The 26,529-nt window shown below is 68.7% G+C and carries 24 protein-coding genes; 11 read left to right on the top strand and 13 right to left on the bottom strand.

Going from position 1 to position 26,529, the window contains the following annotated elements; genetic code table 11:
- Positions 1-10: 10 nt before the first annotated feature.
- From RF641_RS00465 to RF641_RS00455, 3 genes are all read right to left on the bottom strand, one after another.
- Positions 11-802, bottom strand: coding sequence for an ABC transporter ATP-binding protein (locus RF641_RS00465; protein ID WP_047118735.1), 792 nt, complete (start codon positions 800-802; stop codon positions 11-13).
- Entirely contained in the window at positions 795-1,715 is a 921-nt protein-coding gene (locus tag RF641_RS00460) for an ABC transporter permease (RefSeq protein WP_053797784.1), read from the bottom strand. The genes RF641_RS00465 and RF641_RS00460 overlap by 8 nt, the downstream gene beginning before the upstream one ends.
- A 102-nt stretch (positions 1,716-1,817) precedes the next feature.
- Complete coding sequence (locus RF641_RS00455; protein WP_053797783.1) at positions 1,818-2,816, bottom strand: ABC transporter substrate-binding protein; 999 nt, start codon at positions 2,814-2,816, stop codon at positions 1,818-1,820.
- Positions 2,817-3,215: 399 nt separating this feature from the next.
- Here RF641_RS00455 and hrpA point away from each other — a divergent pair, with 399 nt between their 5' ends.
- On the top strand, positions 3,216-7,208 hold the full coding sequence (gene hrpA / locus RF641_RS00450; protein ID WP_424572150.1) for an ATP-dependent RNA helicase HrpA: 3,993 nt from the start codon (positions 3,216-3,218) through the stop codon (positions 7,206-7,208).
- A 136-nt stretch (positions 7,209-7,344) separates the two neighbouring features.
- Here hrpA and RF641_RS00445 read toward each other — a convergent pair whose 3' ends face one another.
- The 3 genes from RF641_RS00445 to RF641_RS00435 form a co-directional block, all read right to left on the bottom strand.
- Entirely contained in the window at positions 7,345-7,773 is a 429-nt protein-coding gene (locus RF641_RS00445; protein WP_047118731.1) for an HIT family protein, read from the bottom strand.
- A 76-nt stretch (positions 7,774-7,849) separates the two neighbouring features.
- The gene (locus RF641_RS00440) at positions 7,850-8,692 is read right to left on the bottom strand and encodes a sulfurtransferase (protein WP_424572149.1); all 843 of its coding nucleotides are present in this window, start codon (positions 8,690-8,692) and stop codon (positions 7,850-7,852) included.
- A complete protein-coding gene (locus RF641_RS00435; protein ID WP_053797780.1) occupies positions 8,689-9,429 on the bottom strand; it encodes an MBL fold metallo-hydrolase in 741 nt (246 codons plus the stop codon). Before RF641_RS00435 ends, RF641_RS00440 begins: the two co-directional genes overlap by 4 nt.
- 169 nt (positions 9,430-9,598) lie before the next feature.
- Here RF641_RS00435 and RF641_RS00430 point away from each other — a divergent pair, with 169 nt between their 5' ends.
- On the top strand, positions 9,599-10,003 hold the full coding sequence (locus tag RF641_RS00430) for a Fur family transcriptional regulator (RefSeq protein ID WP_047118729.1): 405 nt from the start codon (positions 9,599-9,601) through the stop codon (positions 10,001-10,003).
- Between the two features lie 217 nt (positions 10,004-10,220).
- On the opposite strand, the gene RF641_RS00425 is transcribed toward RF641_RS00430, so the two are convergent.
- Complete coding sequence (locus RF641_RS00425) at positions 10,221-10,412, bottom strand: hypothetical protein (RefSeq protein WP_424572148.1); 192 nt, start codon at positions 10,410-10,412, stop codon at positions 10,221-10,223.
- A gap of 477 nt (positions 10,413-10,889) precedes the next feature.
- On the opposite strand from RF641_RS00425, the gene RF641_RS00420 reads away from it, so the two are divergent.
- Positions 10,890-11,126, top strand: a complete 237-nt coding sequence (locus RF641_RS00420) for a hypothetical protein (RefSeq protein ID WP_244910929.1) — start codon at positions 10,890-10,892, stop codon at positions 11,124-11,126.
- A gap of 170 nt (positions 11,127-11,296) precedes the next feature.
- On the opposite strand, the gene RF641_RS00415 is transcribed toward RF641_RS00420, so the two are convergent.
- From RF641_RS00415 to RF641_RS00400, 4 genes are all read right to left on the bottom strand, one after another.
- Positions 11,297-12,154, bottom strand: a complete 858-nt coding sequence (locus tag RF641_RS00415) for a metal ABC transporter permease (RefSeq protein WP_047118727.1) — start codon at positions 12,152-12,154, stop codon at positions 11,297-11,299.
- A gap of 2 nt (positions 12,155-12,156) precedes the next feature.
- The gene (locus RF641_RS00410) at positions 12,157-13,029 is read right to left on the bottom strand and encodes a metal ABC transporter ATP-binding protein (protein ID WP_231735972.1); all 873 of its coding nucleotides are present in this window, start codon (positions 13,027-13,029) and stop codon (positions 12,157-12,159) included.
- A 194-nt stretch (positions 13,030-13,223) separates the two neighbouring features.
- Positions 13,224-14,294 carry a hemolysin family protein gene (locus RF641_RS00405; RefSeq protein WP_047118725.1) on the bottom strand — a complete coding sequence of 357 codons (1,071 nt, stop codon included), beginning with the start codon at positions 14,292-14,294 and terminating at the stop codon, positions 13,224-13,226.
- Complete coding sequence (locus RF641_RS00400) at positions 14,291-15,610, bottom strand: hemolysin family protein (RefSeq protein WP_424572147.1); 1,320 nt, start codon at positions 15,608-15,610, stop codon at positions 14,291-14,293. Before RF641_RS00400 ends, RF641_RS00405 begins: the two co-directional genes overlap by 4 nt.
- Positions 15,611-16,040: 430 nt before the next feature.
- Between RF641_RS00400 and RF641_RS00395 the strand changes: the two genes are divergently transcribed.
- From RF641_RS00395 to RF641_RS00385, 3 genes are all read left to right on the top strand, one after another.
- The gene (locus RF641_RS00395) at positions 16,041-19,775 is read left to right on the top strand and encodes a multifunctional oxoglutarate decarboxylase/oxoglutarate dehydrogenase thiamine pyrophosphate-binding subunit/dihydrolipoyllysine-residue succinyltransferase subunit (protein WP_424572146.1); all 3,735 of its coding nucleotides are present in this window, start codon (positions 16,041-16,043) and stop codon (positions 19,773-19,775) included.
- Between the two features lie 169 nt (positions 19,776-19,944).
- Complete coding sequence (locus tag RF641_RS00390; RefSeq protein WP_424572145.1) at positions 19,945-20,550, top strand: GDSL-type esterase/lipase family protein; 606 nt, start codon at positions 19,945-19,947, stop codon at positions 20,548-20,550.
- Between the two features lie 126 nt (positions 20,551-20,676).
- Positions 20,677-20,751, top strand: a complete 75-nt coding sequence (locus RF641_RS00385) for a 50S ribosomal protein bL37 (protein WP_369299107.1) — start codon at positions 20,677-20,679, stop codon at positions 20,749-20,751.
- A gap of 92 nt (positions 20,752-20,843) precedes the next feature.
- Here the strand turns inward: RF641_RS00385 and rsrA are convergent, their stop codons facing one another.
- Together rsrA and RF641_RS00375 are read right to left on the bottom strand one after the other, a co-directional pair.
- Positions 20,844-21,104 carry a mycothiol system anti-sigma-R factor gene (gene rsrA, locus RF641_RS00380; RefSeq protein WP_047118722.1) on the bottom strand — a complete coding sequence of 87 codons (261 nt, stop codon included), beginning with the start codon at positions 21,102-21,104 and terminating at the stop codon, positions 20,844-20,846.
- A gap of 1 nt (position 21,105) precedes the next feature.
- The gene (locus RF641_RS00375) at positions 21,106-21,753 is read right to left on the bottom strand and encodes a sigma-70 family RNA polymerase sigma factor (RefSeq protein ID WP_047118721.1); all 648 of its coding nucleotides are present in this window, start codon (positions 21,751-21,753) and stop codon (positions 21,106-21,108) included.
- Between the two features lie 194 nt (positions 21,754-21,947).
- Between RF641_RS00375 and aroA the strand changes: the two genes are divergently transcribed.
- The 5 genes from aroA to RF641_RS00350 are packed head-to-tail and all read left to right on the top strand — an operon-like array spanning position 21,948 to position 26,470.
- The gene (aroA, locus tag RF641_RS00370) at positions 21,948-23,393 is read left to right on the top strand and encodes a 3-phosphoshikimate 1-carboxyvinyltransferase (RefSeq protein WP_424572144.1); all 1,446 of its coding nucleotides are present in this window, start codon (positions 21,948-21,950) and stop codon (positions 23,391-23,393) included.
- Positions 23,393-24,487, top strand: coding sequence for a ribosome small subunit-dependent GTPase A (gene rsgA, locus RF641_RS00365; protein ID WP_181728172.1), 1,095 nt, complete (start codon positions 23,393-23,395; stop codon positions 24,485-24,487). Before aroA ends, rsgA begins: the two co-directional genes overlap by 1 nt.
- 12 nt (positions 24,488-24,499) lie before the next feature.
- Positions 24,500-25,303 (top strand): inositol monophosphatase family protein, encoded by an 804-nt coding sequence (locus tag RF641_RS00360; RefSeq protein ID WP_053797778.1) that lies wholly within the window; start codon positions 24,500-24,502, stop codon positions 25,301-25,303.
- Positions 25,304-25,309: 6 nt separating this feature from the next.
- Positions 25,310-25,936, top strand: coding sequence for a metal-dependent transcriptional regulator (locus RF641_RS00355; protein WP_113607930.1), 627 nt, complete (start codon positions 25,310-25,312; stop codon positions 25,934-25,936).
- Positions 25,937-25,993: 57 nt separating this feature from the next.
- A complete protein-coding gene (locus RF641_RS00350) occupies positions 25,994-26,470 on the top strand; it encodes a universal stress protein (protein ID WP_052772303.1) in 477 nt (158 codons plus the stop codon).
- Positions 26,471-26,529: the final 59 nt, after the last annotated feature.

Genomic DNA, 26,529 nt, shown 5'->3' with positions numbered 1-26,529 from the left:
ACGCGGGCTGCTACTGCAGCATGGTGCGGTCATCGAGCTGGGCGCCCTTGATCTTCTCGAACTCGCCCAGCAGGTCCTTGACGGTCATCTGCTGCTTCTGCTCGGAATCCAGGTCCAGGATGATCTGCCCGTCGTGCATCATGATCAGTCGCGTGCCCAGTTGCAGCGCCTGCTCCATGTTGTGCGTGACCATCAACGTGGTCAGCTGGTGGCGTTCGACGATCTGGTTGGTCAGGCGCGACACCAGCGCGGCGCGCTGCGGGTCCAGCGCGGCGGTGTGCTCGTCGAGCAGCAGGATCTTGGGCTCGGAGAACGTGGCCATGAGCAGGCTCAGCGCCTGGCGCTGGCCGCCGGAGAGCAGGCCGACCTTGGTCTTCAGGCGGTTCTCCAGCCCGAGCTCCAGGGACTTCAGCTCTTCGACGAACAGCTCGCGGCGCTTGGCCCCGACCCCGGCGCCCAGTCCGCGGAAGCGTCCGCGGGCGTAGGCCAGGGCCATGTTCTCCTCGATCGACATGGTCGGCGCGGTGCCGGCCATCGGATCCTGGAACACGCGGCCGATGTATTTGGCGCGGCGGAAGTCGGCCAACTTGGTGACGTTCTTCCCGTCGATCGTCACCGTTCCGGCGTCCGGCTGCAGCTTGCCGGCCACCATGTTCAGCACCGTGGACTTGCCGGCGCCGTTGGAGCCGATCACGGTGACGAATTCGCCGTTCCCCAGAGTCAGGTTGATGTTGCGCAGCGCCTTGCGTTCATTCACCGTGCCGGGGAAGAACGTGCGAGACAGGTTCTTGATCTCAAGCATTGGTGCGAACCTCTTCCTTGGAGTCGGTGACGGGCGCCGGGGTGCGCTTGAAGGACTTCACGATCTTCTGGAAGCCCTTCCACTTCGGCAGCAGCAGGGCGATGACGACCAGCACGGCGGAAATCAGCTTCATGTCATTGACCTCCAGGCCGGCGACCAGGGCCAGCTGGATGACCAGGCGGTAGAGCACCGCGCCGATGACGACGGCCAGGGCCGCCAGCCAGATGTAGCGCTGGGTGAGGATCGCCTGGCCGACGATGACCGAGGCCAGGCCGATCAGGATCACGCCGATGCCCATGCCGACGTCGGCGAAGCCCTGGTACTGGGCCACCACCGCGCCGGAGGCGCCGACCAGGCCGTTGGACAGCGCCAGGCCCAGGATCTTCTGGTTGTCGGTGCTCACGCCGAAGGAGCGGATCATTTCCTGGTTGTCGCCGGTGGCGCGCATGGCCATGCCCATCTCCGTGTGCAGGAACCAGACCACGGCCGCGACCAGCACGAGGCTGACCAGGAAGAAGATGCCGATGGAGGTCCAGGAGCCGAGGATGCCGGCGGCGCGCATCGGGCTGATGAGCGTTTCCTCGCCTAGCAGCGGCGTATTCGCCTTGCCCATGATGCGCAGGTTGATCGAGTACAGCGCGATCATCGTGAGAATACCGGCCAGCAGGCCGTCGATCTTGCCCTTGGTATGCAGCAGGCCGGTGACGGCGCCTGCGGCCATGCCTGCGAGGAATGCCAGCAGGGTGGCCAGCCAGGGATTGACCCCGTTGACGATGCTGACAGCCGCCACGGCGGCGCCGGTGGTGAAGCTGCCGTCGACGGTGAGGTCGGGAAAGTCCAGAATGCGGAAGGTCAGGTACACCCCGAGCGCCATGATGGCGTAAATCAGCCCGAGTTCAACTGCGGTGATCATGTTCGGATCCTTGAGTTGTCAAAATTTGTGGGTAGTCGCGACGAAGGCGGGGCGGCATGGTGCGCGCCCCGCCTTCGTGCCGCAGGTTTGGTCCGGCGAGCCTTAGTAGGTCTGCACGGCCTTCGACTTCATGTCGTCGGAGAACTCGATGCCGACCTTCTTGGCAGCTTCCTCGTTCAGGTACAGCTCGACCTGGGAGATGGTCTCAACCGGCATCTCGGCCGGCTTGGCCTCGCCCTTGAGGATCTTCACGGCCATGGCGGCGGTCTGCTCGCCCAGCTTCTCGTAGTTGATGCCGTAGGTGGCGGTCGCGCCGCGCTTGACGGACTCGCCGTCGGCGGAGATGACCGGAACCTTCTTGGACTGGGCGGTCTGCAGCAGGCCTTCCAGGGCGGAAACCACTGCATTGTCGGTCGGCACGTAGAACGCGTCGACGTCCAGCGAGCTGGCCGCCTGCTGGACCTCGCTCGGGGCGGAGATCGCGGATTCCTTGATGGTCAGGCCCAGCTCGGCGGCGGCGTCCTTGGCCCACTGGACCTGGACTGCAGAGTTCGCTTCGCCCGAGGAGTAGACGATGCCGACGTTCTTGGCTTCAGGCGCCAGTTCCTTGAGCAGCTCCAGCTGCTCCTTGACCGGGTTCTTGTCCGAGGTGCCGGTGACGTTGGCGCCCGGCGCCTCGTTGGAGGCGACCAGCTTGGCGTCCACCGGATCGGTGACGGCGGAGAAGACCACCGGGACGCTGGTGATCGCCTGGGCGGCGGCCTGGGCGGTCGGGGTGGCGATGGCCAGGACCAGGTCGATGTCGCTGTCCGAGGCGAGCTTGCCAACCATGGAGGTGTTGGTGGCCTGGTCGCCCTGCGCGTTGTTTTCGTCGTAGGAGATCTTGTCGCCGGTGTAGCCGGCGTTCTCCATGCCCTTCTTGAAGCCACTGGCCACGGCGTCCAGCGACGGGTGGGACACGTACTGGGCGATGCCGATCTTGACCGGCTCGTCGGTCTTGGCTGCGTCGTTGCTGCCGGAATCGTTGCTGCCGCAGGCGGTCAGGGCCAGGGCGCCGGTGGCGGCGATGGCCGCGAATTTCAAAGCCGTAAAGCGCTTCATGAAGGTTCCTTTCAAAGTTCCCTATGCGAGTGATAACCACCGAGACTTCACTGGTTCCGGAGAGCCGCCAGGCTCGCTGTCGGCTCGGGAACGATCCGGACCAGGTGACGGTGATTACCCCCGATCTTACATGTGAACGACCTCACCTTGACCACAATCAACGCCGTATTGAAGACATTTGCGTGTTGATCGGGCGCAAACGCCGCACAAAATCGAGCGCAAAACCGCGCAATGGACACCTTTTGTATTCCACAGCCTCAAGCTGGCGACGATTGTTTGGACGAAATGCGAACTTGACTTGCGTCGAACGCGATCCGGGTCACGTCGGTTCGCGAAGCGAAAAGCCGCTCCAGGGCGCGGCGGGCGACGCGGCGCGAACGCGCATAGAATGGGGGCATCATGGCGCTAACCATTTCCTATCCCGAAGCCCTGCCCGTCTCCGGTCGCCGCGAGGACATCCTCGACGCGGTATCCAAGAACCAGGTGGTCGTGATCGCCGGCGAAACCGGTTCCGGCAAGACCACCCAGCTGCCCAAGATGCTCATCGAGCTCGGGCTGGCCGAGAAGGGCATGATCGGCCACACCCAGCCGCGGCGCCTTGCGGCGCGCACCGTGGCCGAGCGCATCGCCGAGGAAATGGGCACGAGCATCGGCGAGGAAGTCGGCTTCCACGTGCGCTTCACCGGCGAGGTTTCCAAGCGCACCAAGCTGAAGGTGATGACCGACGGCATCCTGCTGGCGGAGATCCAGCGCGACAAGCTCCTGAAGAAGTACTCGGCGATCATCATCGACGAGGCGCACGAGCGCAGCCTGAACATCGATTTCCTGCTGGGCTACCTCAAGCAGATCATGCCCAGGCGCCCGGACTTGAAGATCATCATCACCTCCGCGACCATCGACCCCGAACGCTTCGCCGCGCACTTCGGCACGCTGGACGCGGAGGGCGAGCTGGTCCCGGCGCCGATCCTCGAGGTCTCCGGGCGCACCTTCCCCGTGGAGCTGCGCTACCGCCCGCTGACCGCCGAGGTCGACCTGGACGAGGACGCGGACGCCGAGTCGCTGGAGGACGACCGCGACCCGCTGGATGCGGTGACCGACGCGGTCCGCGAGCTGGCCGGCGAGGCCCCGGGCGACATCCTCATCTTCTTCTCCGGCGAGCGCGAGATCCGCGACGCCGCCGATGCGCTGCGCGCGCTGGTCGCCTCCAACAAGCGCCTGCCGCGCTACGAGGTGCTGCCGCTGTTCGCCAGGCTCTCGCTGGCCGAGCAGCACCGGGTCTTCCACCCGGGCGCCGCCCCGCGCATCATCCTGGCCACCAACGTGGCCGAAACCTCCCTGACCGTGCCGGGCATCAAGTACGTGATCGACACCGGCACCGCGCGCATCTCGCGCTACTCGCACCGCACCAAGGTGCAGCGCCTGCCGATCGAGCGCGTCTCCCAGGCCAGCGCGAACCAGCGCTCTGGCCGCTGCGGCCGCGTGTCCGAGGGCATCGCGATCCGCCTCTACTCCGAGGACGACTACCAGAGCCGACCGGAGTTCACCGACCCGGAGATCCTGCGCACCAACCTGGCCAGCGTGATCCTGCAGATGATCTCCATGGGCGTGGTGGCCTCGGCCGCGGAGGTCTCCGAATTCCCGTTCGTGCAGCCGCCGGAATCGCGGGCGATCTCCGACGGCGTGAACCTGCTGCGCGAGCTGGGGGCGCTGGATGGCCAGAAGCGCGCGGGCATCACCCCGGTGGGCCGCCAGCTGGCGCAGCTGCCGCTGGATGTGCGGCTGGGCCGCATGATCGTGGAGGCCGCCGGGCGCGGCGTGGCCAAGGAGCTGATGGTGCTGGCCGCGGCGCTGAGCATCCAGGATCCGCGCGAACGCCCCTCCGAGGACACCGGCCAGCGCGAGCGCGCCGCCGAGCTGCACAAGCGCTTCGCCGACGACAAGTCGGACTTCACCGCGCTGCTGAACCTGTGGGCGTACGTGCGCGAGCAGCAGAACGAGCTGTCCTCCTCCGCGTTCCGCCGGCTGTGCAAGGCCGAGCACATCAACTACCTGCGGGTTCGCGAATGGCAGGACTTGTTCACGCAGCTGCGCCAGCTGGCCAAGCCCCTGGGCATCACCGTGGCCGCCGCGCCGATCGAGCCGGCCGCCAACGAGGACGCCGTGCACAAGTCGCTGCTCTCCGGGCTGCTGGGGCACATCGGGCTCTACGACGAGCGCAAGCGCGACTACGTCGGAGCGCGCGGCACCCGCTTCGCGATCTTCCCCGGCTCCGGGCTGTTCAAGAAGTCGCCGACCTGGGTGATGGCCGCCGAGCTGGTGGAGACCTCCCGGCTGTGGGCGCGCACCAATGCGGTGATCGATCCGGCCTGGGTTGAGGAGCTGGCCCCGCACCTGCTCAAGCGCACCTATTCGGAGCCGCACTGGTCCAAGCGCAACGGTTCGGTGATGGGCTACGAGAAGCTCACGCTCTTCGGGCTGCCGATCGTGCCGCGCCGCCAGTTCCACTACTGGCGCGTGGACAAGGCGCTGGCCCGCGAGCTGTTCATCCGCCACGCGCTGGTGGAGGGCGACTGGCGCACGCACCACAAGTTCTTCGCGAAGAACCGCGCGCTGCTGGAGGAAGTCGAGGAGTTGGAAACCCGCATGCGCCGGCACGACCTGCGCATCAGCGATGAGGACCTGTTCGCGTTCTACGATGCCCGGCTGCCGCAGGACATCCTCTCCGAGCGGCACTTCGACCGCTGGTGGAGGAAGGCGCGCGCCGCGGATCCGGCGCTGCTTGACTTCGATCCCGAGGCGCTGCTGGCCGCCGACGCGCAGGCGCTGGACGAGACCGCCTTCCCGAAAACCTGGGCGCTGGGCAGCATCCACCTGCCGCTGAGCTACGAGTACAACCCGGCCGCCGCCAGCGGCGAGGGCGACGGCGTGAGCCTGACCGTGCCGGTGGTGTTCCTGAACCAGCTGGATCCGGCGCGGTTCGCCTGGCTGATCCCGGGCCTGCGCCACGAGCTGCTCACCGCGCTGATCCGTTCCATGCCCAAGGCGATCCGCAAGAACTTCGTGCCCGCCCCGGACGTGGCGGGCAAGGCGCTGGCGATGCTGGAGGCCGATTTCGATCCCGCCACCGACGACCTGGCGCAGTCGCTGGCGCTGGTGCTGCGGCGGCTGCGCGGCATCGTGGTGGACCCGGCCGTTTTCGACTTCTCCACGCTGCCCGCGCACCTGCGTTTCGGCTTCACCGTCACCGATGCCTCCGGCAAGGTGCTGGGCCAGGGCGACGACCTGGGCAAGCTGCAGTACAAGCTGGCCGCGGCCAACCGCGCCGCGCTGGCCAGCGGGGTCAACTCCCCCGGCGCAGCTCTTCCGGGCAAACCAGGCAAGCCGGGGATCCCTGCCGCAGTCGCCAAGGGCGGGCAGGGCAAAACGGCCACGGGCCGGCAGGGCAACAAGGCCGGCAAGGGCACCCGGGGCGCGAAGAACGCCGCGGGGGCTTGGGACCAGCAAAAGCTCGATGCCTGGCCGCAGCTTGACGCCGCCGGGGACACGCTGGGCGACAGGCTGCCGGACAAGGTCACCACCACGGTGATGGGCCAGCAGATCACCGCGTACCCGGGCCTGATCGCCCAGGGCGAGCGCGTGGACCTGACGGTGTTCCGCTCGGCCGTGGAGCGCGACGCGGCGCACCGCACCGGCGTGATCCGGCTGCTGATGCTGCGCCTGCCGCCGGCGGCGAAGTTCGTGATCTCGCACCTGGACAACTCCGAGAAGCTGGCGTTCACGCAGAACCCGCACGGCTCGATCGAGCACCTGATCAGCGACTGCACCATGGCGGCGGTGGACAAGCTGGTGCCCGAGCAGCTGCCGATGGACCGCGCGGCGTTCGAGGCGCTGTTCGAGGTGGTGCGCGCGGAGCAGATCGACACGGTCTTCTCCATCACCGCGGTGGTGGCCAAGGTCTTCGCCGCGGCCACGCGGATCTCCAAGGAGCTGAAGGCCACCCGCTCGCTGGCCATGTACGCCGCGATCACCGACATCCGCTCGCAGCTGGAGCAGCTGATCTACCCCGGGTTCATCGCCGCCACCGGTGCGGCGCACCTGCTGCGCCTGCCGCGCTATCTGGCGGGCATCGAGAAGCGGCTGGAGAAGCTCGCCGGCGGCGCGGTCACCCGCGACTCGCAGGCGCTGGTCGTGATCCAGAAGCTGGAGGACGAGTACGACGCCGCCCTGGACAAGGTCCCGGAGGGCGCGCGCCTGCCGGCGGGGCTGCGCGAGGTGAAGTGGATGCTGGAGGAGATGCGCATTTCGCTGTTCGCCCAGGAGCTGGGCACCGCGTATTCGGTCAGCGAGAAGCGCATCCGCAAGGCCATCAAGGACGGCCTGTCGGCGCTGTAGCCGACGGCCTGGAGCCGACGACGCTCCAGCCGCCGGCGCCCCGGCCCGCGCCGGGACCAGAAAATGCCCGCCGGAGCCGACCTGCATGGCCGGTTCCGGCGGGCATTCGGCGTTCTTGAGCCGGGGGCCAGCGGCGCTAGTCGGCCGGCACGAATTCCGAGTGGCCGTCGGCGCGCAGCCCGTCGCGCAGCGTCTGCGCGTTCGCGTCCATCTGCGCCGGGTCCGGGTTGACCGCGGCATTGGCCAGATCGAAGTCGGCCAGCGAGTTGGTCGGCCAGACGTGCACATGCAGGTGCGGGACCTCGAAGCCGGCGATCATCAGCCCGGCGCGGGCGGAGTTGAACACGCGCTTCTGGGTGCGGCCGATCTTCGTGGCGACCAGGGTCAGGTGGGAGACCAGCTCGTCGGGCGCGTCGGTGAACTCGTTGATCTCCGCGCGCGGCACCACCAGGGTGTGCCCGTCTGACAGCGGGCCGATGGACAGGAAGCCGACGCACTGCGCATCGGACCAGACGAAGCGGCCGGGGATCTCGCCGTTGATGATTTTGGTGAACAGCGTACTCATGGGCTGCCTTTCTGCCCGCGTCGGCGGGCGGTTGCGGGCGCGCGGCGGCCCCTGGTGGAGCGCGCCGCGCGGACATCTAGTGGCGGTGCTGCTCGTCGCTGGTGGCGACCGGGGCCTCGGGGTGCGAGCAGTACTCGGACCAGCTGCCCGGGTACAGCGCCAGCTCGATCCCGGCGGTGTGCGCGGCGAGCACCTGGTGGGCCGCGGTGATGCCGGAGCCGCAGTAGGCCGCGGAGTCCCCGGTGTCAACGCCGAGCTTGGCGAAGTCGGCGCGCAGCACCGCGGCGGGCAGGAAACGCGCCTGCGAGTCGAGGTTGTCGGTGGTGGGGCGGTTGCGGGCGCCCGGGATGTGGCCGGCTACCGGGTCGATCGGCTCCTCGATGCCCAGGTAGCGGGCGGTGGCGCGCGAGTCGATCAGCGTGCCGGAAAATCCGGCCAGCTGCTCGAACTCGATGACCGGCATGCGCCCCCAGGACAGGGTGACGTCGCCCGGGGTGTTCGACTGCTCCCCGGCGGCCAGCTGCGTGCCGGGCAGCGCCCTGTAGGCATCCAGTCCCCCGTCCAGCACGGCCGCGTTCTCGAAGCCTGCATGGCGCAGCAGCCACCAGGCGCGGGCGGCGGCCAGCGCGCCGGAGTCGTCGTACACCACCACCTGCGAGTCCTGGCTGATCCCCCAGCGCCGGGCGGCGGCCTCGAAATCGGCCGGCAGCGGCAGCGGGTGGCGGCCGGTCTGGTGCCCGGGGGCGGAGGACAGCTCGCGTTCCAGGTCGACGAACACCGCGCCGGGGATGTGCCCGGCGGCGTAGAGCTCGCGCCCGTCGCTGCGGCCCAGCGACCAGCGCACATCCAGCAGCACCGGCCCGGGACCCGGAGCGTCGAGCAGCGCGGCCAGCGCGGCGGCGGAAATCAGCGGGTTCATGCGTGCCCCTCCACGCTGCCCGCGTCGGTCTGCGAGGACTCGGCGGCGGCCAGCAGCTCAGCGGCGCGGTACTCCGTCAGGGGCTCCAGACGCTGGTAGTTCGCCCCCTGGTGCGCGGCGATCGCGCCGAGCTGGCGGTCGAACAGCCCGGTGCCGCGGCCATTGAGCAGCCCGTCGTGGATCGGCACCCAGACCGGGGCGCCGACTGCCGCCGCGAAGTCGGCGGCCTCGGCCATCTTGCCCCAGGGGCCCATGACCGGCAGCAGCAGCACGTCCGGGCGCACGCCGATCGGCACCTGGTAGCTGTCCCCCGGGTGGAAAACCTGCACCCGGCCCACGGCGCCGTCGCCCACCAGATAGCCCACGTTCGCGATCGGGTCGATCGAGTGGTGGATGGTGGCGTGGGTGCCGCCAAAGGTGCGCACCCGGATCCCGCCGACGATGAAGTCCATGCCTTCGTGCACGGTGTGCACCTGGGCGCGGCGCGCGGCGGGCAGCTCGGTGCGCAGCGCGTCGGCCAGCCCGGCCGGCGCGTACACCTGGAGCACCGGGTCGGCCTCCAGCGCGGCGGCCAGCGCCGGATGGTCGGCGTGGTCAGGGTGCTGGTGGGTGACCAGCACCGCGGCCTTGTTCTCGAACGCCCCGTCCAGATCGCTGAAGGATCCCGGGTCCAGCAGCAGCGACCCGTCGACGGTGCTCAGTTCCAGGCACGAATGCCCTCTGGATGTGATACGCATGTCCTTAGCGTAGGCTCCGGCGGCGTACCGTGCCACCACCAGACACGCCCTGCGGCCCAAAGTTGGCTAAAATTGGGTTAAACCGCCGGTGGCTGGGGTCGATTCGACACCCGCAGGCCGGCGCGGCAACCACGAACATCCCCTAGCAGGAGAGGAATGGTGCACGGCCATGGCACAGCCCGAAACCCGGATCACCAAGCAGCGGGTCGCGGTGGAGGAGGCGCTGGAACAGGTCGACGACTTCGCGACCGCCCAGGAGCTGCACCGCTGGCTGCAGGAGGCCGAGAAGAAGGTCTCGCTGGCCACGGTGTACCGCCTGCTGCAATCCATGTCCGACGACGGACTGGTCGATGTGCTGCGCAGCGCCGACGGCGAGGCCCGCTTCCGCCGCTGCATCACCGAGGCGCACCACCACCACCTGATCTGCCGCGTGTGCTCCAAGACCGTGGAGGTGCTCGCCCCCTCCGTCGAGCGCTGGGCCGCCCGGGTCGCGGCGGAGAACGACTTCACCGACCCGGAGCACACCGTGGAAATCTACGGCATCTGCGCCGCCTGCCGCGAAGCCGGCGACTAGGGCTCAGGGGCCCGGTGCCGGCTGGGGACCAGCCGATCCGGGTCCCGGCCGGCGCACGGCAGGCGCTGCGTGAAGCCTGTCCGGCGCCCCGCGCGGTGCCGCGAAGGTGCGCCACCACCGGGTCGGGCCCTGGATGCGGCAAAGCCCCCGGGCGGTCCGTCGCGGCGCAGTGCGACGCTGCGCGGAACCGCGCGGGGGCTGGGGCCAGAGGGCGGAACTAGCGCTCCTCGTTCCCCTCGGTTGCGGGGCCGTCGGGCGTGGCGCCGCCTTCGTCGGTCCAGTCGTGTCCGACCTCGTCGTTGCGGGCCGGATCGGACAGGTGGTCCCCCTGGGCAGCGGCCGCCTGCTCCTCAGCTGACTCGGGCTGCACGGCATCGCCGTGGTTCGGGAATTCCGCGTTGTTCTCCATGTCGGTGCTCCTTTCATCGGTTGCCGATACCGTAGCAATGAGTGCCGCGGCCGCTCCAACATCATCAGCTGGTTCCCAGCAAATACCCATACTCCGGATGCGTGCCCGTCGCGGGCGTACCCGCGGTGCTTGCCAGGCACCGCCTTGGGCAATAGCTCGGATCCACGCCCTCGGAACCCCCTGCACCGGGGATCAGCCCTAGCAAGGAGAAGGCGGCATGGAGAACTATCTGCGGGTCGTGAAGGAATCGGAGCAGGAATTGATCCGGGAACTCGTGCCGGCTCGGCTTGAACCGCTGGACGAAGAAGAACTGCTGGCACTGCACCGCCGGGTGCGCCGGGCCAGGAAGAAGCACCCAAGAACTACCGCCGCAAGGCGGCAGCCTCCGTGGCCGAGGAAGCCGGGCGCGGGGCGGCGCACCCCAAGCGCGGCAAGTCGCGCCATCGCGCCGAAGCCTTCGAAGAGGCATTGTCCATCGTGTCGGCCAGGCTGGCCGCCGTCGCACGCCAAGAAGCCGAGCGGCTGAAGGCCGAGCGCCCGGCGATGGCGCAGGCCAACCGCAACACCGGGCCGGACGGCGCGGGCGACGCGGTCTCGGGCGCCGGGGTGGGTGCGGGCATCGCCCGCGAGCACTCCAAAATCACCGGAGGGATCAAGCGCGATGCCTCCAGCGCCTCGCAGGGCGCGCAGCGCCAGGCCAAGCGGGACCGCTAGCCTGCAGCGCGCTTAAACCAACCGCGGCCCCGTCACAAGACTGACGGGGCCGCGGTTGAATCATCACTCGCACCTTTTGAGGTACTTTCCACGTTACGACCCCCGGCTATGAGAACGCTGAGTCCGCGCCGTGCGCCAGCCCATAGTTCCGGCGCAGGGCGGGCGAAGCGCTAGACCTGGTGACGGCGCGGGGAGCGCACCGCCTCGATCGCCCGGCAAACCAGGTAGATCACGAAGGAGATGGTGGTGACGTAGGGGCTGATCGGCAGCGAGCCGGCCAGCGCCAGCAGGATGCCGCCGACCACTGCCAGCTCGGCGAACACCACCGAGAGGATCACGGTGAGCACCGGGGTGGAGCTCACGCGCATCGCCGCGGCGGCCGGGGTGATCAGCAGCGCGAGCACCAGCAGCGCGCCGACCACCTGGATGGTCACCGCCACGGCCAGCGCCAGCACCATCATGAAGATGATCGACAGCCCCGAGGTGCGCACGCCGCGCGCGTTGGCCACCACCGGGTCGGCGCTGGCGAAGGTCAGCGGCCGCCAGATCAGCGCCAGCGCGAGCACCACCACGGCGCTGAGCACCAGCATGCCGCCCAGCTGCACGTCGTCGACCGCGACGATCTGGCCGGTGAGCAGCCCGAACTTGTTGGCGCTGCGCCCCTCGTAGAGCGAGAGAAACAAGATGCCCAAGCCCAGGCCGAAGGGCATCAGCACGCCGGTGATCGAGTTGCGGTCGCGCGCCCGGGTGCCCAGCATCCCGAGGATCAGCGCCGCGATGAGCGAGCCGAAGACCGAGCCGGTGACCACGTCCGCGCCGATCAGCAGCGCGAAGGCGGCGCCGGCGAAGGACAGCTCCGCGATGCCGTGCACGGCGAAGGCCATGTCGCGCATCATGATGAAGATGCCGATCAGCCCGCCGACGACGCCCAGCGCGGCGCCGGCGATCAGCGAGTTGCTGACCAATGGCAGCAGCAGCGCGTAGTCCTGGAAGTTGAAAGCCTTCTCGATGAGGTCTGCGAAATCCATGCTCAGGCCCGCTTTCCGGTGGTGTTCGGCGTTCCGGCGGCCGGGCCGGCGTCCTCGGCGTGGTCGTGCCCGTCCGGCGGCAGGGCGCGGTTGCCGTCGCCGCTGACCACCACGATGCGCCCGTTCACGCGCAACACCTGCACCGGGGCGCCGTAGAGCTCGCTGAGCACCTCGGTGCGCATGACCTCGTCCACGCTGCCCAGGTGGAAGCGGCCCTCGGCCAGGTAGAGCACCCGGTCCACGTAGGGCAGGATCGGGTTGATCTCGTGGGTGACGAAGATGACGGCGCTGCCGCGCTGCACCGCCTGGTGGTGGATGACCTCGCTGATGGCCTGCTGGTGGTGCAGGTCAAGGGAGAGCAGCGGTTCGTCGCACAGCAGCACCTTGGGGTTCCCGGCCAGCGCCTGGGCCGCGCGCAGCCGCTGCTGCTCGCCGCCGGAGAGGTCACTGACCGCGCGGTTGGCGTAGCCGCTGGCGCCGACCAGCTCGAGCAGCTCGTCGACCTTGGCGCGCACCGCGCGGCGGGCCAGCCGGATGCCCGGCTTGGTGCCGTCGATGCCCAGCGCGACCAGGTCGCGGGCGCGCAGCGGCACGTTGTCCCCGAAGGGGCGCTGCTGCGGAATCAGACCCACCGAATCCGAGCCGCGGCGCACCGGGGCCCCGTCGATGGACACGGTGCCGGCGTCCAGCGAGGTGGTGCCCAGCATGGTGTTGATGAAGCTGGTTTTGCCCGAGCCGTTGGGCCCGAGCACCGCCAGGAACTCCCCCGGCTGCACCTGCAGGTCCAGGCCCTCCCAGAGGACCCTGGATCCATAGGCCAGTCGCGCGTTGTCGAAGGTGACGATCGGGTTCGGGATCATCGGGGTAGGGCTCATGGGGGCGGCTTTCTAAGCAGGTGCTGCATGCGGTGTCCCCCGTCCGGGGTGCGCCCAGGGGGTGCGGATTCGGGCGGGAATGAAAAACTGCGGCACCGCCGAAGCGGTACCGCAGTTAATCCTACCAGTTGCGAGTCATTCGCAATACGCGATCGGCCGGAGGCTGAATTGAAACCCCCTCCGGCCCGGTTGGATCAGCCCTCCGGGTGGCTGCGCGGCGGGGCCACGCGCTTCCGGGTGGAGTCGCTGATCTCGCCGACCAGCACCTCGATGATGTCCTCCAGGAACACCACGCCCAGGGTGGCGCCGGCGTCGTCGACCACCGCGGAGAGATGGTTGCCCTCCTGGCGCATGGTCTCCAGCGCGTCCTCGATCTCGGTGTCCTGCTTCAGCTTGCCCAGCGGATGCAGGTCCAGGTCGAGCAGCGGGGCGGTTGAATGCGCATCGTCGATGAGCATCACGTCCTTAACGTGCCAGTAGCCCACCGGGACCTCGTCGCGGGTGATCAGCAGGCGGGAAAAGCCGGTCTTGCCGACCTTCTTCTCGAACTCGCGCGCGGTGGCGGCGCCCCATTCGAGGGTGAACAGGTCGTCCAGCGGCACCATGCAGGTCTTCGCGGTGACGCTGGAGAACTCCAGCGCCTTGGTCAGGCGCAGCGCGTCCTCCTTCTCCAGCGCCCCCTCCTCGGAGGAGGTGTGGATGATGGTGCGCACCTCGGCGGCCGTGTAGGAGCTGGCCACCTCATCCTTGGGTTCGATGCCGAAGGCGTGCAGCACCAGGTTCGCCGCCCCGTTGAGCAGCGCGGTGAACGGCTTGAGCACCTTGGACAGGCCCACCAGCGGCATGGCCAGCAGCAGCACCGCCTTGTCTGCCACGGAGACCGAGATGTTCTTCGGCACCATCTCGCCGAAGGTCACGTGCAGGAAGGTCACCAGGACCAGCGCGATCAGGAACGCGACGGTGTCCGCCGCGGCCTCCGCCAGGCCCAGGGCCATCAGCGGCTCGGCCAGCAGGTGGTGGATCGCAGGCTCGGAGATGTTCAGGATCAGCAGCGAGCAGACGGTGATGCCCAGCTGGCACACTGCCAGCATGATCGACACGTGCTCCATGGCGTACAGCGCGATCTTCGCGCGCTTGTTGCCGGCCTCGGCCAGCGGCTCGATCTGCGAGCGGCGCGCGGACATGACAGCGAATTCGCCGGCCACGAAGAAGGCGTTGAACGCCAGCAGGATGACCAGCCAGATCAGTCCCATGAAGTCGCTCATTCGTCCTCCTCCTGCGGCTGCGGCGCCGGTTCGAAGCGGATCTGCGCGATGCGCCGCCCGTCCAGCTCGGTGACGGTGAAGATGCCGGCCGCGGTGCAGACCTGGTCGTTCAGCTCCGCCAGGCGGCCCAGCTCGGCGAGCATGTAGCCGCCGATGGTTTCGTAGGAGGCGTCATCCGGGATGACCTCGCTGCCCACGTGCTCGTTGACCTCGTCCGGGCGGTACATGCCCGGGAAGAGCCACTTGCCGTCGGGCTGGGTGACTGCTTCTTCCTCGTCCTCGTCGTGCTCGTCGGACACCTGCCCGACGATCTCCTCGACCAGGTCCTCCAGGGTCACCAGCCCGGCGGTTCCGCCGTACTCGTCCATCACGATGGCCAGCTGGTACTCGGCCTCGCGCAGCTGCTCCAGCAGCACGTCGAGGTGGATGGTCTCCGGGACGTAGAGCGCGTCGTGGGCGAACTCCCCCACCTGCAGCGCGGCGCGGCGTTCGCGTGGCACCGAGACGACCGCCTTGATATGGCAGACGCCCTGGATCTCGTCGCTGGATCCCTCGGTGACCGGAAAACGCGAGAAGCCGGTTTCGGCGCTGACCGCGATCAGTTCCGACAGCGGCGCCTCGGAGTCAATCGTGGACATCGAGGTGCGCGGGGTCATCACGTCGGCGGCGGTGCGCTCGGAGAATTCGATGGTTGACTGCACGAAGCGGGCGGTCTGCAGGTCCAAGGTGCCCAGCTGCGCCGAACGGCGCACCAGCGAGGCCAGTTCCTGCGACGAACGGGCCGCAGAGATCTCCTCCTTGGCCTCGAGCCCGAAGAAGCGGTGCAGCACCGCGTTGGAGAATCCGTTCAGCACGACGATGGCCGGCTTGAAGACCGCGGTGAACACCAGGTGCGGGCGGGCCAGGGCCTTGCCCACGGCCATGGCCATGGCGATGGCCATGTTCTTGGGGACCAGCTCGCCGATGAGCATCGACAGCAGCGTGGCGATCAGCATGGAGACGACCACGGAGATCGCGGTGGCGCTGGTCCCGGCGATGCCGATGGCTTCCAGCAGCGGGGCCAGCAGCTTGCTCAGCGAGGGCTCGAGCACGTAGCCGGTGAGCAGCGTGGTCAGCGTGATGCCCAGCTGGCAGCTGGACAGCTGCGTGGACAGCGAGGTCAGGCACTGCATCAGCGGCTTGGCACCGCGTTCTCCGGCGTCCACCGCCTGCTGCACGGTGCTCTTATCGAGTGCGACCAGCGCGAATTCCACTGCCACGAAAAAGCCGGTGCCGAGAATCAGCAGCAGGCCGAAAAGTATGTAAAGCCATTCCATGGGTGGTTAGCTCCACCCGCGCAAAGGTTGAGGTGATATTTCTCCGATGCCCAGTTGGGGGCAACTAGAAGGCTCCAATGCGGCGCCGGAACTTAACGGAGATGGACTGACGTGGCCGGCGCTGCGCCTACGGGCGTCGGGCCGGCTAGGAGAGTGTGATTCCATAGTGCGACTCAGTCTAACTAATGGAGCCGAAATCCGCATTACCCCGCGCGGCTGGCGACCAGCGGTATCTGCCACCCGATGAACGGGATGTCATTCGCGCCACTTTCGTGAGTTTTGATACGTGCCGTGGCCAAGCGCGTAGAAAAGTTACTAGACTGGTCGGCAGGTCTAGAAATCAAAGTGAGTTCGGCGGTCATTATCACGTCCTCGTCAGACCACCGGCTCAAGCTAGAACAACGTAGAAATCAGGGAAGAGGCGTTGCACGTGCCAGAGCAAGCACACCACCGGCTGACTGAAGAGTTCGGTGGAAACGAATGGCTAGTAGATGAGCTGTTCGAACAGTATCTCGTTGACAAGAACTCGGTGGACAAGAAGTGGTGGGAGATTTTCGAGTCCCTCGCTGCGGAGAAGTCGGCCCCGGCCGCACCGGCATCGAAGCCGGCAGCCGCCGCTCCAGCCGCACCAGCAGCTCCTGTCATCAAGGGCGCTCCGCGCGCGGCCGCAGAAGCCCGCGCCTCGGAGCCGGCCCCGGCAGCCGCAGCACCAGTCAAGAAGGCCGAGCCGTCGCCGAAGACCGCTCCAATTCCAGCTCAGGCCCCGAAGCCGACCCCGTCGACCGGGCTGTTCGGCGAGGAAAAGCGCACCGCGCTGCGCGGCCCGATGAAGGCCATCGCGACCAACATGGATGCCAGCCTCACCGTGCCGACCGCCACGACCGTGCGCGCCGTGCCGGCCAAGGTGATGATCGACAACCGCATCGTCATCAACAACCACCTCAAGCGCGCCCGCGGCGGCAAGATCTCCTTCACCCACCTGATCGGCTTCGCCGTGATCCGTGCGCTGAAGCAGATCCCTTCGATGAACGTCACCTACGACGTGATCGACAAGAAGCCGACCGCCATCCAGCCGGCCCACGTCAACTTCGGCATCGCCATCGACATGCCCAAGCCCGACGGCACCCGCATGCTGGCGGTGCCGAACATCAAGGCCGCCGAGACCCTGAGCTTCAACGAGTTCTGGGCCACCTATGAGGACCTGATCAAGCGCGCCCGCGGCAACAAGCTGACCGCTGACGACTACGCAGGCACCACCGTGTCGCTGACCAACCCGGGCGGCATCGGCACCGTGCACTCGGTGCCCCGCCTGTCCAAGGGCCAGGCCGCCATCATCGGCGTCGGCGCACTGGAATACCCGGCAGAGTTCCGCGGTTCGGCCGAGACCACCGTGGCCCGCATGGGCATCGGCAAGCACATCACCCTGACCTCCACCTACGACCACCGCGTCATCCAAGGGGCGGGTTCGGGCGAGTTCCTGAAGCTGGTCGAAAGCCTGCTGCTCGGCGAGCAGGGCTTCTACGACGAGATCTTCGAGCAGCTGCGCATCCCGTACGAGCCGGTGCGCTGGGCCGTGGACAACCAGGTCGACATCGACCTGCAGGTCAACAAGGTCGCCCGCATCCAGCACCTGATCAACTCCTACCGCGTGCGCGGCCACCTGATGGCCGACACCAACCCGCTGGAATACGTCCAGCGCAAGCACCCGGACCTGGACATCAAGTCCTACGGCCTGACCCTGTGGGACCTGGACCGCGAGTGGATCTCCGGCGGCCTGGGCGGCAAGGACCGCGCCCAGCTGCGCGACATCCTGGGCATCCTGCGCGACGCCTACTGCCGCACCATCGGCACCGAGTACATGCACCTGCAGAACCCGGTAGAGCGCGAGTGGTTCCAGTCCAAGCTGGAGCGCGGCTACGCCAAGCCGACCCGCGAAGAGCAGCTGCGCATCCTGTCCAAGCTGAACTCCGCCGAGGCTTTCGAGACCTTCCTGCAGACCAAGTTCGTCGGCCAGAAGCGCTTCTCGCTGGAAGGCGGCGAATCGCTGATTCCGCTGCTTGACGCCATCATCTCCGACGCCGCCGACGAGCAGCTGGACGAGGTGGCCATCGGCATGGCCCACCGCGGCCGCCTGAACGTGCTGACCAACATCGCCGGCAAGACCTACGCACAGGTCTTCCGCGAATTCGAAGGCACCGCCACCCCGGGCTCCGTCCAGGGCTCCGGCGACGTGAAGTACCACCTGGGCACCGAGGGTTCCTACACCTCGGACGCCGGCAACGAGACCAAGGTGTACCTGGCGGCCAACCCGTCGCACCTGGAAGCCGTGGATCCGGTGCTCGAGGGCATCACCCGCGCGAAGCTGGACCGCCTGGGCTCGGGCAACGCAGTGCTGCCGATCCTGGTGCACGGCGATGCCGCATTCGCCGGACAGGGTGTGGTCTCCGAGGTTTTGGCCATGAGCCAGCTGCCGGGCTACAAGACCGGCGGCACCGTGCACGTGATCGTGAACAACCAGATCGGCTTCACCACCGCGCCGTCCTCCTCGCGCTCCTCGGTCTACGCCTCCGACGTGGCCCGCACGGTGCAGGCCCCGATCTTCCACGTCAACGGGGACGACCCGGAGGCAGTGGTGCACGTGGGCCAGCTGGCCTTCGAGTACCGCCAGAAGTTCGGCAAGGACGTCGTCATCGACCTCATGTGCTACCGCCGCCGCGGGCACAACGAGGGCGACGATCCGTCGATGACCCAGCCGATCATGTACAACCTGATCGAGGCCAAGCGCTCGACCCGCAAGCTGTACACCGAGGCCCTCGTCGGCCGCGGCGACATCACGCAGGAAGAGGCCGACAACGCACTGGCGGAGTACAAGGCCAACCTGGAGCGCATCTTCGCCGAGACCCACGCGGCGCAGACCTCGCCGATCCCGATCATCACCCCGGGCTCGACCATCAACGACCTGGAGAAGCCGTTCGCCCAGGCCGCAGACGAGAACACCATGGACGGCGCCCGTCCATCGGCGATCTCCGCGCAGACCCTGGCCCACATCGGCGACGCCCACTCGGCGATCCCGGAGGGCTTCGTGATGCACACCAAGCTGAAGTCGCTGCTTGAGCGCCGCACCAAGATGTCCCGCGAAGGCGGCATCGACTGGGGCTTCGCCGAGCTGGCAGCCCTGGGCTCGCTGTCCATGGAAGGCGTGCCGGTCCGCCTGGCAGGCCAGGACTCGCGCCGCGGCACCTTCGTGCAGCGCCACGCGGTCTTCCACGACCGCGAGAACGACACCGAGTGGTACCCGCTGAAGAACCTGTCCGAGGACCAGGCATCGATGTGGATCTACGACTCGCTGCTCTCCGAGTACGCCGCACTGGGCTTCGAGTACGGCTACTCCGTGGAGCGCCCTGACGCGCTGGTCATGTGGGAAGCGCAGTTCGGCGACTTCGTCAACGGCGCCCAGACCGTGATCGACGAGTTCATCTCCTCGGCCGAGCAGAAGTGGTCGCAGTCCAGCTCGCTGGTCATGCTGCTGCCGCACGGATACGAGGGACAGGGCCCGGACCACTCCTCGGCCCGCATCGAGCGCTTCCTGCAGCTGTGCGCAGAGAACAACATGGTGGTGGCCCAGCCATCCACCGGCGCCAACCACTTCCACCTGCTGCGCCGCCAGGCCTACGCCCGTCCGCGCAAGCCGCTGATCGTGTTCACCCCGAAGCAGCTGCTGCGCCTGAAGGCGGCCGCCAGCGCGGTGGAGGACTTCACCAGCGGCGGCTTCCAGGAAGTCATCGGCGACGCCTCGATCACGGATGCGAACGCCGTGGACAAGGTGCTGCTGTGCTCGGGCCGCGTGTACTACGACCTGCTGGCCGCACGCACCAAGGCCGGGGACTCGAAGACCGCGATCGTCCGCGTCGAGCAGCTCTACCCGGCACCGGTCGAGCAGATCGCCGCCGAGCTGGCCAAGTACCCGAACGCGACCGCGAGCTGGGTCCAGGACGAGCCTGCGAACCAGGGCCCATGGCCGTTCTTCGGCCTGTACGTGGCACCGAACCTGGACCAGAAGATCAACCTGGTCTCGCGTCCGGCATCGGCCGCCACCTCGGCCGGCACCGCCAAGCGCCACGAGGCTGAGAACGCGGTGCTGATCCAGCAGGCCTTCGCCCGCTAGTCCGCCCCGCGTCTGCATCGCATACCCCGACCGGCGAACCGGCTCCCTTTCCAGGGGGCATGGTTCGCCGGTCTAGGTGTTTAATGGGGTGCGACATCCCCGAGCACACGCTGCAACACTGATAATGTTGACAGCGATTCACCTTATTACCCAACGAAAGGCCGCCAAGTTGGAGTTACGCACCATCCGCATTACCGCAATCGGTGATGAACTTCTGGCAGGCCACGGCGACCCGCGGGGCCTGGGCTGGTTCGGCCGCGTCATGGCCCGCACCCAGGACCCGGCCCTGCGTCTGCAGTCCTTCGTGCTCGCCGCCCCCGCCGAGGGCTCCGAAGCCCTGGCCGAACGCTGGCTGGGCGAAGCCTCGCGCCGGTTCAGCGACCAGTTCGAGAACCGCCTGGTGATCGCGCTGTCGGACCGCGACGTCGACCTGGGCGTCAGCACCGCGCGCAGCCGCCTGAACCTGGCCAACATCCTCGATTCGGCCTCCCAGATGAACATCAAGGCACTGCTGGTCGGCCCCGCCCCCGGCTTGGACGACGCGCGCAACGACCACGTGGCCGAGCTGAACCGCGTGTACGCTGACGTGGCCATGCGCCGCAACCACCACTACGTGGACACCTTCGCCCCGCTGCGCACCCACGCCCAGTGGCGCGCGGACCTGAACGCCTCCGGCGGCGTGCCGGGGCAGGCCGGCTACGGGCTGATGGCGTGGCTGGTGCTGCACCGCGGCTGGTACTCCTGGCTGCAGCTGCCCGAGCCCAGCGCAGGCTAGCGGCGGCGCCTCGGCGAGACCCGGCCCACGCGGGCCCCGTTAGGCTTTTGCCACCGGAATGTGAAAGACTATTAGTCGGCTCGATACCCATCGAGCAGTTTGAAATGATCCCTCTAAGGAGTCACCATGTCGAAGCGCGCTCGTAAGCGTCGCGATCGCAAGCGTGGCGGTGCCAACCACGGCAAGCGCCCAAACAGCTAAGCGATGCGAACAGACGAAGAACCCCGTACCACTCGAAATCTTTCGAGCGATACGGGGTTCTTTCCACGTTCCGGTGCGCGCCGCGCCGGATGCTAGTGGCCGGATTCGATCCTGATCTGCGAGATCCGGGTGATGATGTTGGCCTTGAGCTGTTCCGGGGCGTGCTCCTGGCAGCTGCGGCGCACCACCGAGCGGATGATGCACTCCAGATCGTACTGCTCGGCGCACTCCGGGCAGTGGTCCAGGTGGGCCTTGACCTCTTTCAGGTCGGCCAGCGTGAGGGCGCCGTCGAGGTACTCGTAGATGCGCACGATGCGCGCGTCGGAGCAGTCCCCCAAAGAATTGCAGTCCATCTTACTTCGTCCCTCCATCGACCTGGGCTGCGGGGTTGGCCGCCGCCTGGATTCCGCGTTCTGCGGCGTAGTCCGCCAGCAGTTCCCTCAGTTGCTTGCGCCCGCGGTGCAGCCGCGACATGACCGTGCCGATCGGCACCCCGAGGATCTCCGAGGCTTCCTTGTAGCTGAAGCCCTCGACGTCGACGAAGTACACCGCCAGGCGGAAATCCTCGCCAATGGACTGCAGGGCCGCCTTCACATCCGAATCCGGGAGGTGGTCCAGCGCCTCGACTTCGGCCGAGCGCAGGCCCGTGGGCGAATGCTCCATCGCCTGGGCCATCTGCCAGTCCTCCACCGTGTCCGTGCTGGTGCGCAGCGGTTCGCGCTGGCGCTTGCGGTACAGGTTGATGTAGGTATTGGTCAGGATCCGGTACAGCCAGGCCTTCAGATTCGTGCCCGGCTTGTACTGGTGGAAGGCTGAATACGCCTTCGTGTAGGCCTCCTGGACCAGGTCCTCGGCATCCGACGGGTTGCGCGCCATGCGCAGCGCGGCAGAATACAACTGGTCCACGTAGACCAGCGCGTCCCGCTCAAAGCGCTCGCGGCGCTGCGCCTCGGACTCGGCGCCCGCATCGGGAAGGTTCGCGTCCACACTCTCGTTAGTCATCGCCCTCGAGTCTACGCGCTGTCCGGGGTTTCCGGACAGGGAACGCCCCGGACGCCGGGTCTCCTGCGCGGGGCCTCCGGCGCCTGCCAGGGTGCTGATGTCTTCAATCGTCGTCACACTCAGTTCAACGAACGGCGTCCAACCCTTATTCCCGCGCCGATCTCGGCTAGGATTTAAGCAGGCGGGACGGGGCGATGAACGCCCCGGCAGGCGCCAGAACATCCCATGCTCCGACGCCGCAGCAGCCAGGCCCCACAGTTAGGATCAGCCCCATCAACACCGCACCCAGCACTGGAACCACCCCTTCGCACCATGTCGAGCCGCAGTGGTGGCCCGCCCCCTTCGCCGCCGCGCCGCTGGACGCGACGGTGCTCGTGCCGGCTTCCAAGTCGCTGACCAACCGGTATCTGATCCTCGCCGCGCTGGCCTCCTCCCCCTCCACGATCCACAACACGCTGATCAGCCGCGACACCGAGCTGATGCTCAACGCCTTGGAAGCCTTCGGCGTGCAGCTGGAGCGCACCGCGCAAGCCGACGGCTCCACCACCGTGCGCGTGGTGCCTCCGGAGCGGCTGGCGGCCGGGCCGCTGACGGTGCAGTGCGGGCTGGCCGGCACCGTGATGCGTTTCGTCCCGGCGCTGGCCGCCGTGGCCGGCGCGCAGGCCGACTTCGACGGCGACGCGGCGGCCCGCGTGCGCCCGATGGCCCCGGTGCTCGACGCCCTGGCAGGGCTCGGGGTGCAGTTCAGCTTCCACGGGGCCCCCGGCATGCTGCCCTTCACCATGGACGCGCGGCGGCTTGAGGCCGGCGCCGACGTGCAGATCGACGGTTCGGCCAGCTCCCAGTTCATCTCCGCTATGCTGCTGGCCGCCCCGGCGCTGCCCGGCGGGCTGCGCCTGCGCGCCGCCGAAGGCCCGCTGGCCTCGCCGGACCACATCGCGATGACCGTGGCCACGCTGCGCGAACTCGGCGCCGTGGTGGACCTCGATGAGGACGGGCGCGGCTGGAGCGTGCAGCCGCAGCGGATTGCGGGCTTCACCGTCACCGTGGAGCCCGACCTGTCCAACGCCGGGCCGTTCCTGGCCGCCGCGCTGGCCACCCGCGGCGTGGTGCGCGTGCCGTTCTGGCCGGCCACGACCACCCAGGTGGGCGGCAAGTGGGTGCAGATCCTCCAGGCCATGGGCGCGCAGGTGTCCCTGGGCGCGGATTCGGTGCTCACCGTGCGCGGCACCGGGCCGATCCGCGGCATCGAGTACGCGGATGCCTCCGAGCTGGCCCCGACCCTGGCCGCGCTGTGCGCGCTGGCCGACTCCCCCAGCAAGCTGACCGGCATCGGGCACCTGCGCGGGCACGAAACCGACCGGCTGGCCGCGCTGCAGGCCGAACTGGGCAAGGTGGGGGTGCAGGTAACCGTCACCGACGACGGGCTGGAGATCACCCCGGGCCCGCTGAGGCCCGGCGACCTCGACAGCTATGAGGACCACCGCATGGCCACCGCCGGCGCCCTGCTGGGCCTGGCCATCGACGGGGTGCGGGTGGAAAACATCGCCACCACCTCCAAGACCATGCCGGACTTCCCGAAGCAGTGGGCGGCGATGGCGGCCACCGCCGCGAACCCGGCCGCGGAAGGCTCCCGCTGATGCGCTACTCCGACTACGACGAATCCTCGGTCCGCGTCCGCCCGAACAAGAAGGGCTCGCGCCCGCGCACCAAGGACCGCCCGGCCCATGAGAAGGCGGTGATCGGGCGCATCATCACCGTGGACCGCGGCCGCTACACGGCGATCCTCGACGAGGACACCGCCGCCGAGCGCATCGTGATCGCCGCGCGCGCCCGCGAGCTGCGCCGCCAGGCCATCGTGCCCGGGGACATGGTCGCACTGGTCGGGGACACCTCCGGCAAGCCCGACACACTGGCGCGGCTGGTGCGCATCGAGGAGCGCAGCACGCTGCTGCGCCGCAGCGCCGACGACACCGACGCCACCGAGCGGGTGGTCGTGGCGAACGTGGACAAGCTGGTCATCGTGGTCGCCGCCGCCAACCCGGAACCGCGCACCGGCTTCGTGGACCGCGCGCTGGTCGCCGCCTACGACGCCGGCATCCAGCCGGTGCTCTGCGTGACCAAGGCCGACGTGGCCGACCCTGCCGAGTTCCTGGCGCACTACGAGGGCCTGGAGCTGCCGGTGGTCATTTCCCGCACCACCGCCGCGGAGGCCTCCGGCATCGACGCGCGCAGCGCCGACGGGGCGAGCGCCCGGCTGGACTCCGCGGCGCTGGAGCAACTGCAGGGCATGCTCGCCGGCTGCGTCTCGGTGGTGCTGGGCCATTCGGGCGTGGGCAAGTCCACCCTGGTCAACGCCCTGACCGGCGCCGAGCGCGCCACCGGGCACGTCAATGCCGTCACCGGGCGCGGACGCCATACCTCCTCCAACGCGCTGGCGCTGCGCCTGGGCGACACCCCCGGCTCCTGGCTGATCGACACCCCTGGCATCCGCTCCTTCGGGCTGGGCCTGGTGGACCCGGAGAACATCCTGGCCGCCTTCGAGGACCTGGCCGACATCGCCACCGGCTGCCCGCGCGGCTGCACCCACGCCGCCGGCGAGGCAGGCTGCGCCCTGCAGGCCTGGGCCGACGACGAATCCACCGGCGCCCAGGCCGCCGCCCGGCTGGCGTCCTACCGCCGGCTGGTCACCACCGAGGAAACTACGCACGAAAAGGAGCTCGGCGCGCACTAGCGCCGCACCACCATGGCTGAATACACCCTGCAGCAGGATCTCGACTTCGCCCTCGCGCTGGCCGACAAGGTCGACGCGTTCACCCTGGCCCGCTACGGCGCCAACGACCTCAAGGTCGAGACCAAGCCTGACATGACCCCGGTCTCCGACGCCGACCGCGGCGCCGAGCAGCTGATCCTCGCGCAGCTGGCCGAGCACCGCCCGGAGGACTCCGTGCTCGGCGAGGAGTTCGGCGTGCACGGGGACTCCTCGCGCCGCTGGGTCATCGACCCGATCGACGGGACCAAGAACTTCGTGCGCCGCGTGCCGGTGTGGGCCACGCTGATCGCGCTGCTTATCGACGACGAGCCGGTGCTCGGGGTCATCTCCTCCCCGGCGCTGGCCCGCCGCTGGCACGCGGCCACCGGGCTGGGCGCGTTCGTCACCGAGCCGGGCGCCGAGGTCGGCTCCACCGCCACCCGCCAAATCAGCGTCTCCGGGGTGAGCGAGCTGTCCGACGCGTCGCTGTCCTACGCCTCCCTGAACGGCTGGAAGGATGCCGGCAAGCTCGACGGGCTGCTTGAGCTGCTGGAGACCGCCTGGCGCACCCGCGGCTACGGCGACTTCTACTCCTATGCGCTGCTGGCCGAGGGCGCGGTGGACGCCGCGTTCGAACCCGAACTGGAGCTCTACGACATGGCGGCCCTGGTGCCGGTGGTGCGCGAGGCAGGCGGGCGCTTCACCTCCGTCGCCGGCGAGGAAGGCTGCCATGGCGGCAACGCGCTGGCCACCAACGGCGCGCTGCACGAGATCATCCTGCCCTACCTGAACCGCTAGCCGCCCATGCCCCGCAACCGCGACCCGCGCGCGCTGACCACCAGCGAAGAGGACTACCTCAAGGCCCTGTACCTGCTCACCGAGTGGGAGGACACCGAGGTGAGCACCGGCGCACTGGCCGACCAGCTGGGCCTGACCCCCGCCTCGGCCACCCCGATGGTCCAGAAGCTGGCAGCGAAGTCGCTGGTGCACCACGTGCCGCGCGGGGCCATCACGCTCAGCGAGACCGGGCGGCGCGAGGCGCTGCGCATGGTGCGCCGCCACCGGCTGCTGGAGACCTTCCTGCGCGACGAGCTGGGCTACGGCTGGGACGAGGTGCACGACGAGGCCGAAGCGCTGGAGCACACCGTGACCGACCGCTTCATCGACGCGCTGGACCAGCGCCTGGGCCGGCCGCAGCGCGACCCGCACGGGGACGCGATCCCCGCCGCCGACGGCACGCTGCCTGCCAGCCGGGCGGTGCGCCTCGACCGCTTCACCGGCGGCGCCGCGATCGTGGACCGGATCAGCGACGAGGACCCCGACTTCCTGCGCCGGGCCAGGGACCGCGGGCTGGTGCCCGGCGCGACGATCACCCTGCCGCACGGCCTGGACTACGTGGACGCCTCGCTGGTCTGGGTGCGCCCGGCCTGAGCGCCCGGGCGTGTGCAAAAATGGTGGCAGGACCCCGCCGGCAGACAGGAGCACCCGATGACCGACAGCTCCGGCGTGCTGCTGCTCGGCGTCTGCCGGGAGCAGGATCCGTCCGCCCCGGCCCAGGCCGCCGCCCTTGCCGCGCAGCTGGGCGCCGAACTGCACTGCGCCTGGGTCGATCCCGCCCGCTACACCGTGCAGCGGCTTGCCGACGGCACCGTGCGCTCGGCGCCCATCGACCCCGAAGTGCAGGATGTAGCCGTCCAGCCGTTCCCGCCGCAGCTGAACGCGCAGCTGGCAGCGCTACTGGACCCGCTGGCGGTGCGCTGGCGGACCCATGCGCTGGCCGGGAGCCCCAGCGCAGAGCTGTCAGCCCTGGCCGAACGGATCGAGGCCCGGATGATCGTGATCGGCGCGAGACGGCCCTCGCTGCGCGCCTCCCTGCACGAACTGCTCAACGGCTCCGTGGCGGCGCAGCTCGCCCGGAACCAGCTGCGCCCGGTGCTCGTGGTTCCCGCCGCGCAGCGCTCCTGAGCCCGGGTCGTGACCGTGCCCACCGCCTCGTGCCCCCATCCGCTACCGACGAACGCTGA

Origin of the sequence: Arthrobacter sp. 'calajunan', from assembly GCF_046940185.1 — a bacterium.
In the GTDB taxonomy this organism is placed as follows: Bacteria; Actinomycetota; Actinomycetes; order Actinomycetales; family Micrococcaceae; genus Glutamicibacter; species Glutamicibacter soli.
Note: the sequence above shows the minus strand (reverse complement) of the source record. Positions and strands in the feature narration are given on the sequence as shown.